The following is a 16,247-nucleotide window of genomic DNA, read 5'->3' on the forward strand; positions in this document are numbered from 1 at the left end:
CCGCCTCTTCCGCCATCGATCGAACGGAGCACGCATGACCGAGCTGGGCGCACGCCTCGCCGTCCCGCGCACCGACGCCCCGGTGGGCGTCGCCCGGCGGGACGTCACACCGCCGACGGGCATCCGGGCGAAGAACTGGGGACCGGCCGACTGGGAGCGTTCCGAAGGTGCGCACCGGCCCTTCACCGCGACGGCCCTCGCGCTCGGCGCGGACGACCCGCTCGTGCTGGTCGCGGTCGACGGGACGTGGTGGCGCCGCGTCGACGACGAGCGCGCCGTGCGCGGCCGGGTGCTCGACGCGCTCGGTCTGAGCGAGGAGCGCCTGATCATCGCCTTGTCGCACACCCACGCCGGAGCCGTGCTCTGCAGCGCCGACGCCGGCCTCCCCGGCGGGGAACTGATCCCCGGCTACCTCGAGTCGCTCGCCGACGGCATCGCGGCCGCCGCGCGCGAGGCGCTCGAGAACCGCGTGGCCGGCCACGTGGACTGGACGACCGGCCGCTGCGCGCTCGCCGCCGACCGCGAGCTCGACATCGACGGCCGTGCCCTGGTCGGCTACAACCCCGAGGCCGCTCCGGCCGACGACACGGTGCTGGTCGGCCGGATCACCGACGCCGCCGGACGACCCCTCGCGACGATCGTCAACTACGCGTGCCATCCCACGACACTCGCCTGGCAGAACCGGCTCGTCTCGCCGGACTATGTCGGGGCGATGCGCGAGCTGGTGGAGGCGCAGACGGGCGCACCCGTGCTCTTCCTGCAAGGGGCGTCGGGCGAGCTGGCCCCGCGCGAGCAGTACACGGGCGACACAGGTGTCGCCGACCGTCACGGGCGCGCACTCGGCCACGCCGTGCTCGCCGCGCTCGAACTGCTGCCCGCGCCCGCGGCCGAGCTCGAGCTGAGCGGCGTGGTGGAGTCGGGTGCACCGCTCGGGATGTGGACCGAGGCGGAGCAGGAGCCCGCCACGGCCATCGCGGCCGTGCGGGCGGAGGTCGAGCTGGAGTTGAACGAGCTCCCGACTCTCGACGAGCTCGCCCGCCGCTGGGCGGACATCGACCCGCGCAGCCGCGAGGAACGCCTCGGCCGCGCACGCAACCTCCGCGACGGCTACATCGACGGTCCGACCGTGCAGCATCCGTTCTGGGCCTGGCGGCTCGGCGATGCCCTGCTCGTGGGTCATCCCGGGGAGGCGTACTCGGCGTTCCAGACCGGCGTGCGTGCTGCGGCCGGCGCCCACCCCGTCGTGGTGCTGAACCTCGCGAACGGGCCGGGCTTCGTCTACCTCCCGACCGACGAGGCCTACCGCCGCGGGGCCTACCAGGCCTGGCAGACGCCGCTCGCACCGGGCGGCCTCGACCGTCTCACGGCCGCCGTGTCCGCGACCCTCCACGAGATCGCGGGAGCAGAGCGATGACCGACGGCACACGTCGGGGCCTCCTCGTCGGCCTCGGCGCGGTGGCGCTGGGCGGCGCCGGACTCCTCTCCCAGGGAACGGCCGAGCCCGCAGCGGCCGCGGCGCCCGCCTCCGACGGGGGAGGGGGATCGCCGAGGATCGTCCGCACGGTCGCAGACCTCGGCCGTCATAAAGCGCAGACCGGCCAGCTCGCGATCGCGTCCGGCTACCGATCGCCCGGCGACGCCGGGACGCTCGTCTACGTGGGAGCCCAGCGCTCAGAGGCACATCCGAACGGCGGCACGATCGTCGCCGGACGCAGCGGCACCGTGTGGCGGCTGCTGCACGACGGTACGGTCGACTTCCGCGTGTTCGGCGTGCTCGGCCCCGAGACCCCGGCCGACGACGCTCTCGACGCCCTGCTCGCCGACCCCGCGGTGCAGCGGATCGAGGCGCGGACCGATCTCCGCTTCGTCCGACGGCACACCTCCAGCCGTTCGGGGATCGAGCTCGACTTCGGCGGTCACCTCGTCACGACCGACGGCATCGAACCGAACACCCACGACAACCCGTTCGGCGCGGTGCTGTTCTTCACGGGGAAGCCGTCAGGAGCCGCCGTCGAGTACGCGCTCCCGGAAGCGTGGGCCGAGCTGACCGACGCCGTCGCCGTGCCCGACGCGAGCGCGTTCCCGATCGACTCGTGGTGGGCCGTCCAGTGCGACGAGGTCGCGGGAGGCGGTGCCGACGAGCGCGAGCTCCAGCGGTTCGTGCGCGTCACCCAGCGGATCGACGGGACGCACATCCGGGTCGACTATCTCAACGGCTGGCCGCTGGAGAAGGGCCGCCGGCTGCGCTGGCGCGGGATCGCACCGGTCGAGCGGGTGCGCATCCACCGCATGCGCTTCCTCGGCGCCGGCCCGTTCGACGGGCCGACCGACGGCTCGCTTCCCGACCCCCGCGAGATCACCGGTTCGCATCCCGTCGCGTTCGAGTACGCCGTGCACTGCGACGTCGCGGACATCCACGCCTCGCAGACCTGGTGGCAGGTGATCATGCGGCGCTGGAACAGCCACTTCGTCACCGAGCGCTGCTCGCTGGAGAACCCGCCGACGGTCTTCTACGGCGGCGCCGGCTACCTCACGCAGCAGATCTACTGCCTCTACGGCACGGTGCGCGACTGCCGCAGCTCGAACGCGCGCCACCTCAACGACCTGACCGCGAGTGCGTACTGCCTGGTCGAGAACTGCCACGGCGACGGCGACGACCAGGGCGGCAACCCGTTCACGACGCACGGCCAGTACGAGCACGACCTCACCTTCGTCGGCAACTCCGGCCTGATGGACATCGCCAACTCCGGCGCGCAGTGGGGGACGAGCGCCAAGCGGATCACCGTGCGCGACCACACCTGCTCGTGGTTCGTGGCGAGCACCAAGATCACCGACCTGACGCTGGAGAACGTGCACGTCCTCCCGCGCAGCACGTTCGACCCGCAGGCGACGCTGACGATCAACGCCGACGGCGCCCAGCTGCGCGGCTGCATCGCCGGGCTCTTCGCTGTCGGCCAGCGCAGCAGCAGGTCCGCCCGTCCCACAGTGATCGAGGACTGCACGTTCTCGTTGCCGAAGGGCCAGGTGCTCGTGCAGACCCCCGTCACCGCCACGGTCACCTTCTCGGGCTGCCGCATCGACGGCGTGGACGGCACGGTGGCCCGCGGATCCGGTGCGTTGCGGTTCGTCGACTGCGCCCTGAGCGGTCCGGCGGCGGGCGACCCGTTCCAGATCGCGAGTGCCGACCTGACGATCCGGGGCGGGAGCGCAGAAGGCGTCGCCCTGGTCGCGACCGCCGTGCGCGACCAGCGCGTGACCCTCGACGGCACCCGTTTCGCGACCACCCGCACGTCCGCGCCGACCGTCGCCCGCGGCGACGGTCCCGGCACGGTCTCCTGGCGGATCGACGGGATCGCGTCCGACGCGCCCGCCGGGACGCCGCATCTCGCGATCGAGCGCGGGACGAACCACCTCCGCCTCACGGGCGCCGAACTCACCGGCGGCGCTCTGAGACTCCCGGCGGCGGGGTTCGGCTCCGGCTCGACCCTGCTCTACGACGGTGCGACCGAGCGCCGCGTCGAGCGGACCCTACCCGAACCGACGAACCGCATCCTCGTCGGCGACGTCGTCGTCGCCGACTGATCGAAAGGACCCTGCTCCATGACCAGCTCCTCGGTTCCACCCACCGGCGCCCGCCGCTCCCGCGGCGACCGTCGCGCCGACGCCACGCCCGCCGTGGACGCGCCCCGCTCCGGCAGTCGTCGCGGCCTCCTCGTCGGCCTCGGCGCCGCCGCCATCGGCGGCGTGACCGCGGTCGGCGGCTTCGGACCGGGCGACCCGGCCACCGCCGCCGCGGTGCAGGCGACCGCCGCCTCCTCCGGCTCGCTCCGTCAGGTGCGCGTCGCCGGCGACCTCGCGACGGTCAAAGCGAAGGACGGCGAGATCGCCATCGCCTCCGGGTATCACCAGCCCGGCGACGTGGGCGGCCTGATCTACCGCGGAGCCTCCGGCCAGGGCAAGACGCCCAACGGCGGGACGGTGCTGGCCGGCAAGAACGGCACCGTGTGGCTGCTCGTGCACCAGGGCACGGTCGAGTTCCGCCAGTTCGGGATCATGGGACCGGACGCCCCCGCCGACGCCGCACTGGAGGCGATGGTCGGCGACGCCTCCATCGCCCGGATCGAAGGGCACACCGACCTCAACTTCGTGAAGCGACACAAGCTGGTCCGCTCGCACCTCGAGCTCGACTTCGGCGGCCACCTGATGACGACCGAGGGCATCGAGAACGCCGGGAACGACGACCCGTTCGCGGCGGTGATGTTCTTCCAGGGCGTCCTGTCGTCCGAGACGCAGACCGCGACGCTGTCGGCGGCCGTCCCCGATCTCGGCGACATCTTCGAGGTCGCCGACTCGTCGTGGTTCGCGGTCGACTCCTGGTACACGGCCGAGGTGAACGCGCTCAGCGGACGCTGGGAGCGCGAGCTGCAGAAGCTCGTGCAGGTGACCCAGATCGTCGACGCGACGCACATCCGCGTCGACTACAAGAACGGGTGGCCGCTGGCGAAAGGCCGCACGATCACCTGGACGCGGGTCACGCCGGTCGAGGGCGTCCGGATCGCCAATCTCGTCTTCCGCGGCAAGGGGACCGACCAGTTCACCGGCTCCCACCCGATCGCGTTCGAATTCGCGGTGCGCTGCGACGTCGAGAACATCGTCGGCTCGCTGACGTTCTGGCCGCTGATCATGCGGCGCTGGAACACCTTCTACTCGACGATCGGCTGCACCCTGTCGAACCCGACCTCCGTGACCTACGGCGGCGCCGGCTACCTGACCCAGCAGATCTACTGCCTCTACGGCTACGTGGCCAACTGCCACACCTCCAATGCCCGGCACCTCAACGACTTCACGGCGAGCGCGTACTCGATGGTCGAGAACTGTCACGGCGACGGGGACGACGAAGGCCCCTTCGTCACGCACGGCCAGTACGAGCACGACCTCACCTACACCGGCAACTCGGGCCTGATGACGTTCGCCAACTCCGGCGCGGCGTGGGGTTCGGCCGCCAAGCGCATCACCGTGCGCAAGCACGTCTGCTCGTGGTTCGTCGCCCGGGTGAAGGTCACCGATCTGACCCTCGAGGACGTGCGTGTGATCGGCAAGCCCAGCCTGGCCGGCTCCGGGATGCTGTGGATCAACGCCGACGGCGCCCGGCTCACCGGGTGCACGGCCGACAGCACCCTGGTGATCACCCAATCGTCGACGGCCTCCACCCGGCCGACCGTGATCCGCGACTCCTGGTTCGGATTCGCCGCGCCGGGCAGCCTGACGGACGCGAGTGTGAAGGTCCCGGTGACGTTCGAGAACACGACGCTCGAGAACGTCGGCGGCATGAAGATCCTGGGCGCAGGCGAGGTCACGTTCCGCGGGTCGACGCTCCGGGCGCCGGCCGGGTCGGATGCGGTGCAGACGGCCTCGGCGCGCACCCGGCTCACCGGCACGACGCTCGACAACGTGTCGCTCCAGGCGGTCGGGACCGCCGAGCAGACCATCGAGGTCACCGCGGGAAGCGTCGTCACCGGCGCCGGCGGGACCGCCATCGGGCGCGGCGGGGACAAGGCGCTCACCCTGCTGCTGGCCGACAGCTCGTTCGCCCGCTCGGAGTCGGGCGGCAAACACGTCTCGCTCACCGGCGGCTCGAACCACTACCGTGCCACGGGCTGCCGGTTCGAGGGCGGTGCGATCGAGCTCACGTCCGGCGGGTTCGGCGGGTCGTCGACCCTGCTGCACACCGTGAACGTGGAAAGCTCGGTGACGCGCAGCGGATTCCCCGCGGACTCCGCACGCATCGTGACCGCCGGCAACCTCACCGTCTGAACCACCGCTCCGACCGCGGCCTGAATCGCCGCACCACGGCACCACTGGAAGGAACCCCCATGCCCGCATCCGCATCCGAAACGGCCGCCCCCGCTCCCGTCGCCCTCGTCACCGGAGGCGCGGCCGGCATCGGCTGGGAGATCGGCAAGCGCCTCGTGGCCGACGGCTACCGCGTCGTCGCCGCCGACCTCGTGCCGGGGCTGACCGCGACCGAGCCGGAGGCGGGGATCGTGCACCGCCGGCTCGATGTCACCGACCCGGCGGACGTCGACGCCGTGTTCGGCGGCGTCGTCGCCGAGTTCGGCAGGCTCGACGCCGTGGTCAACAACGCCGGGATCCAGCGTCACCGAGCGATCGAGGATCTCGCGTGGGACGAGTGGAAGGCCGTGGTCGACGTGAACCTGCACGGGGTCTTCCTCTGCCTCCAGGCCGCCGGCCGGCACATGCTGGCGGCCGGGGGCGGCCGGATCGTCAACATCTCGTCGATCTCGTCCCGCGGCTCGGCCGGCCGGGCGCCCTACGCCTCGACCAAGGCGGCGGTGATCGGTCTGACCGCGACGGCGGGCGCAGAGTGGGCCGCGCGAGGCGTGCGTGTCAACGCGGTCGCGCCGGGCTACGTCGACACCGGGGTGTTCCGGCAGGGCGTCGCGGCCGGGACGCTGAGCGAGGAGACCATCCTCGCCCGCATCCCGGCCGGTCGGCTCGCGCAGGCGGCCGAGATCGCCGCGACGGTGTCGTTCCTGCTCTCCGACCAGGCGAGCTACTTCGCCGGGCAGACCCTGTACGCCGACGGCGGCTTCATGGTCGACTACGGCGTGCCGCTCGCGTCGGTGCCGAAGCCGTGACGCGGGACCTGCGCACCGCCACGACCGCGCTGCCGCTGCCCGCCCCGCTCCAGCTCGGGGCCATGACGGTGACGCGCCGCGAGTTCGCCGCGGTCCGGGTGGAGGAGGGCGGCGAGGCCGGCGTCGCCTACGGCCTCACGCGGGAGGCGCCGATGGCGGAGATCGTGGAGCGGCTGATCGCTCCGCACGTGCTCGAGGGCGACCTCGACCCGGAGGCGCTCTGGGACCGGGCGTTCCGCGGCAGCGCGATCGTCGGCCGGGTCGGCCTGGTGCGTCGCGCGCTGGGACTGGTGGACGTCGCGTTGTGGGACCTGCACGCGCGTCGGCTCGGCGTCCCGGTCTGGAGCCTCCTTGGTTCCGGAGACGCGCCGCGCCCGGTGATGCTCGTCGCCGCCTATCCGACGCCGGGCCGGACCGTGGGCAGCCTGGTGGAGGAAGTCGTCGGCCAGGCGCGGGACGGCTGGCCGCAGGTGAAGATCTCCCGCTCGCCGGATCGTGCGCTGATGCGCGCCCTGCTCGCCGAGCTGGACCGGGAGCTGCCGGACGGCTGCGGTCTCGTGGTCGACGTGGGATTCGGCTGGCGCGATGCCGACGAGGCCCTCGAGGAGATCGCGGACTGGGGGAGCCCGCGGCTCGCCTGGCTGGAGGACCCCCTGCTCCCGGAGGACGTCGCGGGCTGTGCGCGCATCCGCCGGGAGACCGGACTGACGGTCGCGGTCGGCGACGAGGTCACCGACCCGACCGTCCTGCAGGCTCTCGCCGAGGGCGGTGGCATCGATCTGGCGCGACTCGATGTCGTCGCCCTCGGCGGGATCACCCCGTCCCGGGCGTTCCTCTCCTGGGCGGCGGACCGGGGCCTCCCGGTCTCGTGCCACATCGGGCCGGAGATCAGCGTGCACCTGCCGGGGGTGCAGATCGAGACGTTCGCCCGCGGACCGCTGCCGAACCCGTACGACCCGTCACCGGTGCTCGTCACGGGCGGCCCGGCGTTCTCCGGTGGGCGAGCGACGCCGCCGCCCGGCGCCGGACTCGGTTTCGGTTTCGCGCCCGGTACGTTCGACTTCGGGAGGTCGTCATGAGCAGCAGTGCCGCGCAGCCGCGCAGCGTCGTCGTCACCGGGAGCGGCAAGGGGATCGGCCGCGGGATCGCGGAACGGCTCACCGGCGACGGCTGGATCGTCGTGGGGATCGAGCGCTCCGCCTCGGACACGGTGGACGCCGGGCTCTGCGCCGCGGTCGTGCACGGTGACTCGGCCGAGCGCGACGTCCACACGCGGGCGGCCGACCGGGCGATGGAGCTCGCTCCGCTCGCGGGCTGGGTCAACAACGCCGGCATCACCGTCCGCACGCCGCTGCACGCCCTCGACGAGCGGGAGGTGCGACGCGTCGTCGAGACGAACGGTCTCGGCTACCTGTGGGGCTGCTCCGCCGCGGTGACCGCGTTCACCGGGCAGACGGCGGGCGGCGCGATCGTGAACGTGGGCTCCATCCACGGCCGGGCCAGCTTCGTCGACCACGCGGCGTACGAGTTCACCAAGGGCGGGATCGACGCGCTCACCCGCAGCGTCGCCGTGACCTACGGCCCCTTCGGCATCCGCGCGAACACCGTCGCCCCGGGCGGTGTGCGCACGCCGCACCTCGACGCCCAGATCGCCAACGCCGCGGACCCGGCGGCGGAGGAGCGCGGTCTCGCCGAGGGGCCGCCGCTGCGTCGTATCGCCACGGTCGCCGAGGTCGCGTCCCTCACGGCGTACCTGCTCGGCGACGAGGCGTCGTACATCAGCGGTCAGTCCATCGCGGTGGACGGCGCCTGGACGTCGGCGTTCGGCCGCCCGGAGGCCGACGCCGAGCTGGCGGAGCGGTACGGGCTCGGGCGCTGAGGCGCCTGCGCCTGCTGCGACGCGCTCAGGCCTTGACCATGGATGCGCGGCGGATCAGCCCGTCGCGCACGTCGAAGGTCGCGATCGTCTCGGTCGCGACGCCGTCGCGGACGACGTACTCCTGCGCGACCACCCAGCGATCGCCGAACAGCGCGTGCGTGGCGACGGTGCAGCTGAGCCCGGGGGAGGAGAGCCGGTCGGCGTAGAACGCGCGGATCGCGTCCCGGCCCGCCACGGGGGCGTCGCCGACGCCGGTCACGACGGCGTCCTCCGCGTACGTGGCGACGAAGGCGTCGAGGTCGTGGGCGTTGAACGCGTCGACCTGCTCGGTGACGACGCGGAGAGCGTCCAGTGCGGTCATAGGGTCCTCCTGAGGGGTGCGGCGGATCGAGGGGTGCGGCGGATCGAGGGGCGCGGCGGATCGAGGGATTCGGGCGGGACGGGCGACGTCAGTCGATCCGGACGCCGCCATTGACGTCGTAGGTGGCGCCGGTGACGAACCCGGCACGCTCGGAGGCGAGCGACGCGATCGTCCAGGCGACGTCGGCGGGGACGCCGAACCTCCCGAGCGGGATGGACGACTCGAGCGCATCGTGCCCCTCCGCGGTCAGCTGGTCGGTGATCGCGCTCGACACCGGGCCGGGCGTGACCGCGTTGACCCGGATGCCCTCGGCGGCGAGGTGCCGGGCGAAGCTGCGGGTGAGGGCGAGCAGGGCACCCTTGCTGGCGGCGTAGTGCATTCCGGTCTGGAGGGCGCCGAGCTGCCCGGCGATCGAGGAGAGGTTGACCACGCTGCGATCGCCGGATGCGGCGCGCAGCAGCGGCAGCATCCCGCGCGTGAGCAGGAAGGTGCCGCGCACGTTCGTCTCCATGACCGCGTCCCACTCGTCGAGCTCGATGTCGTCGTAGTGGCGGTAGGGGCAGACGCCGCCGTTGTTGATCAGCACGTGCAGCTCGCCCCAGGTGTCGGCGACCTCGGCGACGAGGGCGGCGACGGAGTCGGGGGAGCGGAGGTCGAGCCGGCTGACACGCACGTCGGCGGCGCCTGCGGCGCGGCACTCCTCCGCCACGCGCTCCGCGGCGGAGCCTCCGGAGGTGAAGGTGAGCCAGACCGCGTGGCCCGCGGAGGCGAGCTCGACGGCGGTGGCGGATCCGATCCCGGAGCTTGCGCCGGTGATGAGGCTGCGTCGGAGAGTCATGAGGGAAACGCTATAGCAATTCGCTGCCAAACCGGGAGTGGACTGGCTCGAAAACGCTAGATGCTATAGCGTTTTGGTCATGACTTCCGATCTCGTTGTGATCACCGACTGCGATCTGCCCGGCACCGCCGCCGACGACGCCCTGACCGCGGCCGGCCTCCGGGTGCGCCGCGCCGCTTCGCCGTCCGCCGACGACATCGTGGCGGTCGCCGCCGACGCCTCCGCCCTGATCGTGCAGTGGGCGCCGATCACCGCCGACCTGCTCGACCGCCTCCCGAACCTGCGTTTCATCAGCCGGCTGGGGATCGGCTACGACATGATCGACGTCGACGCGGCGACCGAGCGCGGCATCCTGGTGGCGAACACCCCGGCCTACTGCCTGGACGAGGTGGCGACCCACACACTGGCGATGATCCTCGCCCTGGGTCGCGGCCTGATCGGCTACGACCGTGCCGTCCGTGCGGGGGCGTGGTCGGCGGTCGACGCGCGTCCTCTCGCGTTCCGCCCCGCGGCGACCACGGTCTCCGTCATCGGCTACGGCCGCATCGGGTCGCTCGTCGCCCGGCGCTGCGCCGCCCTCGGCTTCCACGTCGTCGTCGCGGATCCGATGGTCCCGGACGTGGACATCCTCGCCGATGGCCTCGAACCGGCTCCGCCGGCCGAGGCCATCGCCCGGGCGGACGTTCTCACCCTGCACGCGCCGCTCACGGAGCAGACCCGGCACCTCGTCGACGCGGCGGCGCTCGCGACGATGAAGCCCAGCGCGGTGCTCGTCAACACCTGCCGCGGGCCGCTGGTGGACGAGGAGGCGCTGGCCGACGCGCTGGCGGCCGGGTCCCTCGCGGGCGCCGCGATCGACGTGTTCGAGAGCGAGCCGCTGCCGAGGAGCAGCCGTCTGCGCGGACTCGACAGCGTTCTGCTGACCCCGCACGCCGCCTGGTACTCGCCGGAGGCCCTCGTCGACCTGCCGCTGCATGCGGCCGACAACGTCATCGACCACTGGGCCGGCCGCGCCGTCCCGGCGATCGTCAACCGGGTCGCCGCCGCGGCCGACTGAGAGGAGCACCATGCGCTTCCTGCGCCTCGGCCCCGCCGGCGCCGAACGACCGTTCGTCCGTGCCGGCGGCCGTCTGCACGAGCTCGACCTGATCACGCCGGACATCGACCCGGCCTTCTTCGCCTCCGACGGCATCGCACGCACCGCGGCCGCCCTCGCCGCGGGCGACCTGCCCGAGGCCGCCCCGGGCGCAGCAGGCCTGCGGGTCGGGCCGCCGGTGACCCGGCCCGCGGCGATCGTCTGCATCGGTCAGAACTACGCGGCGCACGCGGCCGAGTCCGGCTCCGCGCCGCCCGAGCACCCGATCGTGTTCTTCAAGCATCCGAACACGCTGGTCGGGCCGAACGACGACATCCTGCTGCCCCCGGCCGCCGAGCGCGTGGACTGGGAGGTCGAGCTCGCCGTGGTGATCGGCCGCCGCGCCCGCTACCTGGAGTCCGACGACGAGGCACTGGCGTGCATCGCCGGCTTCGCCGTCTCGGACGACGTCTCGGAACGCGCCTGGCAGCTCGACGTCTCCGGCGGCCAATGGTCCAAGGGCAAGAGCGCCGAGACCTTCAACCCGTTCGGGCCCGAGCTGGTGACGCCCGACGAGGTCGATCATGCCGCCCTGCGGCTCGCCTCCTGGGTGGACGACGCGCCGCGGCAGGACTCGTCGACGGCCGATCTGATCTTCGGCGTCCCATCGCTCATCCGCGACCTGAGCCAGTACCTGGTGCTGGAGCCGGGGGACATCGTCAACACCGGGACGCCGCAGGGCGTCGCGCTCTCCGGGCGCTTCCCGTATCTGGTGGACGGGAACACCGTCCGTGTCGCGATCGAGGGCCTCGGGGAGCAGCGCAACCGCGTGCGGCGCGCCACGCGCTGACCCGGGCGCTACGCCGCGCGGTACTCCGGCTGCGGGAGGCCACGTGCCTCCACGGCGACGGTGAACAGCGCACCGGAGGCCGGGGCGGCCGCGAGCCGGTCGGCATCCAGGCCCTCGCGGGCGGTGGTGATCACGAGCGTTCGCAGGTCCGGTCCGGCGAACGCCACGCTCGACGTGTGCGGGGCGTCGACGGCGACCGTGTCGACCACTGCCCCGGAGGCGTCGAAGCGGCGCACCTCGCTCCCGCCCCAGAACGCGATCCAGAGCATCCCGTCGGTGTCGGCGCACATGCCGTCGGGCATCCCGCTCCCCAGCTGCGGTGCGACGAGGTGCTCCCGTCGTGGTCCGGTCGCACCCGTGCGGGCGTCGTAGTCGCGTGCCCACACCGTGGAGGTGAGGGTGTCGACGGAGTAGAGGGTCCCCCCGTCCGGCGCCCAGCACAGACCGTTGGACAGCCGCAGATCGTCGTCGAGGACGCGCACCCGCTCGCCCTCGATCTGGACCAGGCGTTCCGGCCCGGTGCCGTCGTCGAGCGGATGGGTGCCGACCAGGAGGCGACCGGCCGGGTCGACGGCGGCGTCGTTCGTACGGCTCCGTGCGCCCGCCGGGACGACGATCGGGCCCGGTCCGAGGGAGCCGTCGTCTCCGGCGAGCAGGACGCGGTCCCGGCCGACGACCGCCCATCGGCCGTCCCGCGAAGGCAGCACGGCCCCGACGGGTTCGCCGAAGGAGCGGCTCCCCGTGACCGTGATGCCGTCGTCGTCGAGGCGCCCGGTCAGCACGGTGCCGGCGAGGATGTCGACCCAGAGGAGACGGTCGCGTGGGGCGTCCCAGACGGGGCCCTCGGCGAGCGTGTAGGTCTCGGCCGTGGCGCGGTGCGCCCGGTAGCGCGTCATCCTCCGATCCTGGCAGAGCGGGGAGCGCGGCCGACGGCGCCCGGCGGGGTCAGGCGGAACCCGTGACGAATTCGAGCAGCGCCGGCGCGATCGCGTCGGGCTGGACGTCATGGGTCTGGCCGGGCAGCTCCACGTATCGGCCGTCCGCGGCTCCCGCCGCGATCTCGTGCGCGCCGTAGTGGAGGAACGCCGGACTCGCGCCGCCGGCGATCCCGAGCACCGGGACGCGCAGGGCGGCGACGACCTCGTCCGGTACGAGGGAGTCGCCCAGCGCCGCGTCGTCGTAGGCCAGTGTGGGGGCGAGCGCCATCGTGCCCGCCCAGTGCGGCGACTGCCGGATCCCGGCGATCTGGTCCTCTGGCACACCCACACGGCGGAAGAACAGCTCGACGGCCGCATCCCGGTCGTCGCGTGCGAGGGCGTCGCCGAGAGCGGCCGTGTACTCGAGCGCCGGAGCCTGGGCCTCCTCCGGGAGGTACGGCGGCTCGTACACGGCCAGCCGGTTCACCGTCTCGGGTCCGAGGGCGGCTGCCGCGGTGAGGGCGAGCGCACCCCCGGACGAGAAGCCGACGAGGGTGGCGGAGCCGCCCGCTGCGTCGACCAGGGCGGCGATGTCCTCGATCTCGCGGGCGACGGCGAAGGGGAGCGTGTCACCGCTCTCGCCGCGGCCACGGCGGTCGTAGACCACGACGGTGAGGCGGTCGGCGAGGGCGGCCGCGATCTCGCGGGACCGCCCGCCCGCGCGGTGCGCCGAGGCGCCGTCCACCAGGACCACCACCGGGCCGGAGCCCGAGGTCTCGAAGGCGATCGTGGTGCCGTCGGACGACGAGACGGTGGACATGGGTGCTCCCTCCGGAAGGCTCCGCGCGTGCGCCGCGCGGACATGGCCGAGTCTAGGCAGCCTCCGATCGTACCGCCAGGACTGTCGGGAATCGGACCTCCCGCGTTCCGTCGGGCGCGGGTAGTGTTGGCCCACACAGTCCGTCCGCGCACCCGGGCGACGGACGGATGGGGGTGTCGATGAGGTTCTTCCCCGAGCGCGAACAGCGTCCTGTGGACAGCCGCGACCCGTCGCGGTACCGCGCCCCGCGCTGGTCGCGGCCGCCCGAGGACGAGCTGCCGCACGCGCTTCCCGAGACGGCCGTGCTCGGCACGACCGACAACCTGGCGCTGCTGCTCAGCGGGGTGCGGGCCTACTCGGACGGGGCGCTGTTCCTGGTCGAGTGGAGGCTGCGCCGCCTGCACGAGGACGATGCGACCTGGGCCGCTCTCGTGCGCCGGGTGGGCGGCCCGCGCCTTCCCGGGGAGCAGGAACTCGGGTCGCTCCGCCTCGGCGTCGAGCTGGCGGACGGGGAACGGCTCGTGGCCGACGGCGATTCGTGGTGGCTGCCCGGTGAGCTCACCGAGCCCGACCGGCACGTCCTGGGGATGGCGAACTGGAGCGGCGGAGGCAGCGACGAGACGCAGCTGTTCGCGGGGGAGCTGTGGCTGTGGCCGTTGCCGCCGGACGGGCCGTTGACCCTGGCCTGGGAATGGCCCGCGTTCGGGCTGACCGAGGGCACGCACGAGCTGTCGGGCGGCAGGATCCGCGCGGCGGCGGGGGAGGCCCGCCCGATCTGGAGTTGACGGCCGGACGGCCTGACGCCATCAAGCCCTGACGCCATCAAGCCCTGACGCCATCACACCCTGACGGCATCACATCCGGGCCGCCGGAAGTCCTGGCGTCCTGTCAGTCCCGGTGGAGGCGTGCCCGGCGACGGGCGGCGACCGCGGTCCCCGCACCCGCGAGCGTGAGCAGGGCCGCGAGTCCGAGGAGCGGTGAGGCGTCCGTCGAGCCGGTGTCGGCGAGGACGCCGGTCGTCGAGGTGCCCCCGCCCGACGGGGTCGGTGTCGGCGTCGGTGTCGGTGCCACCGGGACGGCCGTGAGCGCGAAGTCCGCACCGGTGACGGCGTCGCCGGCGGCCGTGATCGTCACCGTCCGGGTGAGCGGACCGGAGGCCGTGTAGCCGTCCGGGACGGCGAGCGTGATCGTGTAGTCCCCGGGCGGGAGTCCGCCCAGGTCGTACTGACCGCCGTCCGCGGTGGTGAGGGTCGTTGGCGCGCCCGGGCCGGCGACGACGACCGTCGCCCCGTCGACCGGACCGGTGTCGGCCGTGACGACGCCGGCGACGGAACCGGTCTTCGCCAGCGCGAAGTCGATGCCGGTGACGTCGTCCGTCGCGACGGTCGCGTCCCGCTCGGCGGGACCGCTGGCGATGTACCCGTCGGGAGCGGTGACGGTGACGGCGTACCCGCCTGCGTCGAGCCGGGGCAGCGTGTACGTGCCGTCGGCCCCGGTGACGGCGCCCACCGTTCCGCTCGGGCCGACCGCGGTGATCACGGCGCCGGCCACCGGCCCGGCGGCGTCGGTGACCGTACCGCTGAGGCTCGGGTTCTCGCGCACCTGGAAGTCGACGCCGAGGATCGGGGTCTCCGATCCGGACGGCACGGTGACCGGCTGTCCCGGGGTGACGACCGTGTAGCCCGCCGGGACGCCCGTGACCTGCACCGTGTACGAGCCGACATCCGCGTGGTCGAACAGGTAGGAGCCGTCCGGGCCGGTGACCGTGGTCACTCCGGGTGCGAGCTGGACGGTCGCACCCGGGACGGGGTCGCCGTGGGTGTCGCGCACCGTGCCTCCCACGGCCACGGGAACGATGACGTGCATCGAGAAGTCCGCGACGGCGTCCGCGGAGGAGAGATCGGCGGGCCGCGACCGCGGCGCGTCGGCGATCCAGCCGGACGGCGGTGTGATCGACACGGTGTAGCCGGCGCTCGCCTGGACGCCCGGGAAGGAGTACGTGCCGTTCGCGGCCGACGTGGTGGTGGCGACGACCCGGCCGTCGGCATCGGTGAGCGTCAGGGTCGCCCCGGCGGGACTGCTGGCGTCCGTCGTCGAGACCGTGCCGGTGACATCACGGGCGAGGGAGGCGAACCAGGTCTGGTAGACGGGGGCGCCGGAGCGCTGCGTGTAGACGAACGTCAGGGTGGAGATGGGGGCGTTCGGCTCGAACCATCCCGCCGCGCCTGCCGTGTCCGTCGCGGCCGCGTTGCCGGTGAGGGTCTGCGTGGACGCGTCCCACGTCGGCACGTCCGTCGCCGACCCCGTGCACGACGGCTTGCCGACGATGCCGGGGGCGCAGTAGTTGAATCCGCCGTTGTAGCCCAGCTGGGCGGCGGTGAGTGGCGTGCCGTCCGGGCCGATCGCGCGCACCTGGACCTTGTCCGCGTCGATGTCGCCGAGCACGAAGGTCCAGCCGGAGGTCGGCGTCGGTGCGGCGAACGCATACGTCGTCGTCGACGGGGAGGCCGCGTTGTCCGCCTTGGGCCGCAGGTTGAGGTACGGGCGGTTCAGGCTCGAGCCGTACTTCGCACCGACAGGGGTTCCCTGAGCGAGCCAGGTGGACGATCCCGTGATCACACCGACACCGCCTCCTCCGCGCGAGTCCGTGGTCACGTCGGCCGTCATCGCCGGGGTGTTCGCCACCTGCACGGAGTACGACGACGGACCTGTCGCCGTCCATCCCGCCCACAGGCCGGTGGTCGCGGCGGTGGCCGGAGCGGCCGAGGCGAGCGGCAGCAGGGTGAGGGCGGCGATGGCTGTGAGGACGATCGGCAGGCGAGAGCGCACGACGCGACGGTACGCCCGG

The 16,247-nt window shown here is 73.2% G+C and carries 14 protein-coding genes; 9 read left to right on the forward strand and 5 right to left on the reverse strand.

Annotated elements, in window-relative coordinates; translation table 11 throughout:
* The first annotated feature begins 34 nt into the window (after positions 1-34).
* From U870_RS0110665 to U870_RS0110690, 6 genes are read left to right on the forward strand one after another with little or no spacing between them, the layout of a single operon-like run.
* Positions 35-1,414, forward strand: coding sequence for a hypothetical protein (locus tag U870_RS0110665; RefSeq protein WP_025157376.1), 1,380 nt, complete (start codon positions 35-37; stop codon positions 1,412-1,414).
* Positions 1,411-3,582: a hypothetical protein gene (locus U870_RS0110670; RefSeq protein WP_025157377.1), complete on the forward strand. Its 2,172-nt coding sequence runs from the start codon at positions 1,411-1,413 to the stop codon at positions 3,580-3,582. The genes U870_RS0110665 and U870_RS0110670 overlap by 4 nt, the downstream gene beginning before the upstream one ends.
* An 18-nt stretch (positions 3,583-3,600) precedes the next feature.
* Positions 3,601-5,814, forward strand: a complete 2,214-nt coding sequence (locus U870_RS0110675) for a peptidase C14 (RefSeq protein WP_240183671.1) — start codon at positions 3,601-3,603, stop codon at positions 5,812-5,814.
* Positions 5,815-5,873: 59 nt separating this feature from the next.
* Positions 5,874-6,659, forward strand: coding sequence for an SDR family NAD(P)-dependent oxidoreductase (locus tag U870_RS0110680; RefSeq protein WP_025157379.1), 786 nt, complete (start codon positions 5,874-5,876; stop codon positions 6,657-6,659).
* Complete coding sequence (locus U870_RS0110685) at positions 6,656-7,738, forward strand: enolase C-terminal domain-like protein (protein WP_025157380.1); 1,083 nt, start codon at positions 6,656-6,658, stop codon at positions 7,736-7,738. The genes U870_RS0110680 and U870_RS0110685 overlap by 4 nt, the downstream gene beginning before the upstream one ends.
* On the forward strand, positions 7,735-8,538 hold the full coding sequence (locus U870_RS0110690) for an SDR family NAD(P)-dependent oxidoreductase (protein WP_025157381.1): 804 nt from the start codon (positions 7,735-7,737) through the stop codon (positions 8,536-8,538). The genes U870_RS0110685 and U870_RS0110690 overlap by 4 nt, the downstream gene beginning before the upstream one ends.
* A 25-nt stretch (positions 8,539-8,563) precedes the next feature.
* Here the strand turns inward: U870_RS0110690 and U870_RS0110695 are convergent, their stop codons facing one another.
* Both U870_RS0110695 and U870_RS0110700 read right to left on the reverse strand, forming a co-directional pair.
* Positions 8,564-8,899, reverse strand: a complete 336-nt coding sequence (locus U870_RS0110695) for a nuclear transport factor 2 family protein (RefSeq protein ID WP_025157382.1) — start codon at positions 8,897-8,899, stop codon at positions 8,564-8,566.
* A gap of 88 nt (positions 8,900-8,987) precedes the next feature.
* Entirely contained in the window at positions 8,988-9,737 is a 750-nt protein-coding gene (locus U870_RS0110700) for an SDR family NAD(P)-dependent oxidoreductase (RefSeq protein WP_025157383.1), read from the reverse strand.
* Between the two features lie 79 nt (positions 9,738-9,816).
* Between U870_RS0110700 and U870_RS0110705 the strand changes: the two genes are divergently transcribed.
* Complete coding sequence (locus U870_RS0110705) at positions 9,817-10,794, forward strand: C-terminal binding protein (RefSeq protein WP_025157384.1); 978 nt, start codon at positions 9,817-9,819, stop codon at positions 10,792-10,794.
* 10 nt (positions 10,795-10,804) lie between these two features.
* A complete protein-coding gene (locus U870_RS0110710; protein ID WP_025157385.1) occupies positions 10,805-11,662 on the forward strand; it encodes a fumarylacetoacetate hydrolase family protein in 858 nt (285 codons plus the stop codon).
* A gap of 8 nt (positions 11,663-11,670) precedes the next feature.
* Here the strand turns inward: U870_RS0110710 and U870_RS0110715 are convergent, their stop codons facing one another.
* Entirely contained in the window at positions 11,671-12,558 is an 888-nt protein-coding gene (locus U870_RS0110715) for an SMP-30/gluconolactonase/LRE family protein (RefSeq protein WP_025157386.1), read from the reverse strand.
* 49 nt (positions 12,559-12,607) lie between these two features.
* Positions 12,608-13,399, reverse strand: a complete 792-nt coding sequence (locus U870_RS0110720) for an alpha/beta fold hydrolase (protein ID WP_025157387.1) — start codon at positions 13,397-13,399, stop codon at positions 12,608-12,610.
* Between the two features lie 179 nt (positions 13,400-13,578).
* On the opposite strand from U870_RS0110720, the gene U870_RS0110725 reads away from it, so the two are divergent.
* Entirely contained in the window at positions 13,579-14,184 is a 606-nt protein-coding gene (locus tag U870_RS0110725; protein WP_162819134.1) for a hypothetical protein, read from the forward strand.
* Positions 14,185-14,287: 103 nt separating this feature from the next.
* On the opposite strand, the gene U870_RS0110730 is transcribed toward U870_RS0110725, so the two are convergent.
* The gene (locus tag U870_RS0110730) at positions 14,288-16,228 is read right to left on the reverse strand and encodes an MSCRAMM family protein (protein WP_025157389.1); all 1,941 of its coding nucleotides are present in this window, start codon (positions 16,226-16,228) and stop codon (positions 14,288-14,290) included.
* Positions 16,229-16,247 lie beyond the last annotated feature (19 nt).

Origin of the sequence: Leifsonia aquatica H1aii, assembly GCF_000633535.1 — a bacterium.
Lineage (GTDB): Bacteria > Actinomycetota > Actinomycetes > Actinomycetales > Microbacteriaceae > Leifsonia > Leifsonia aquatica_A.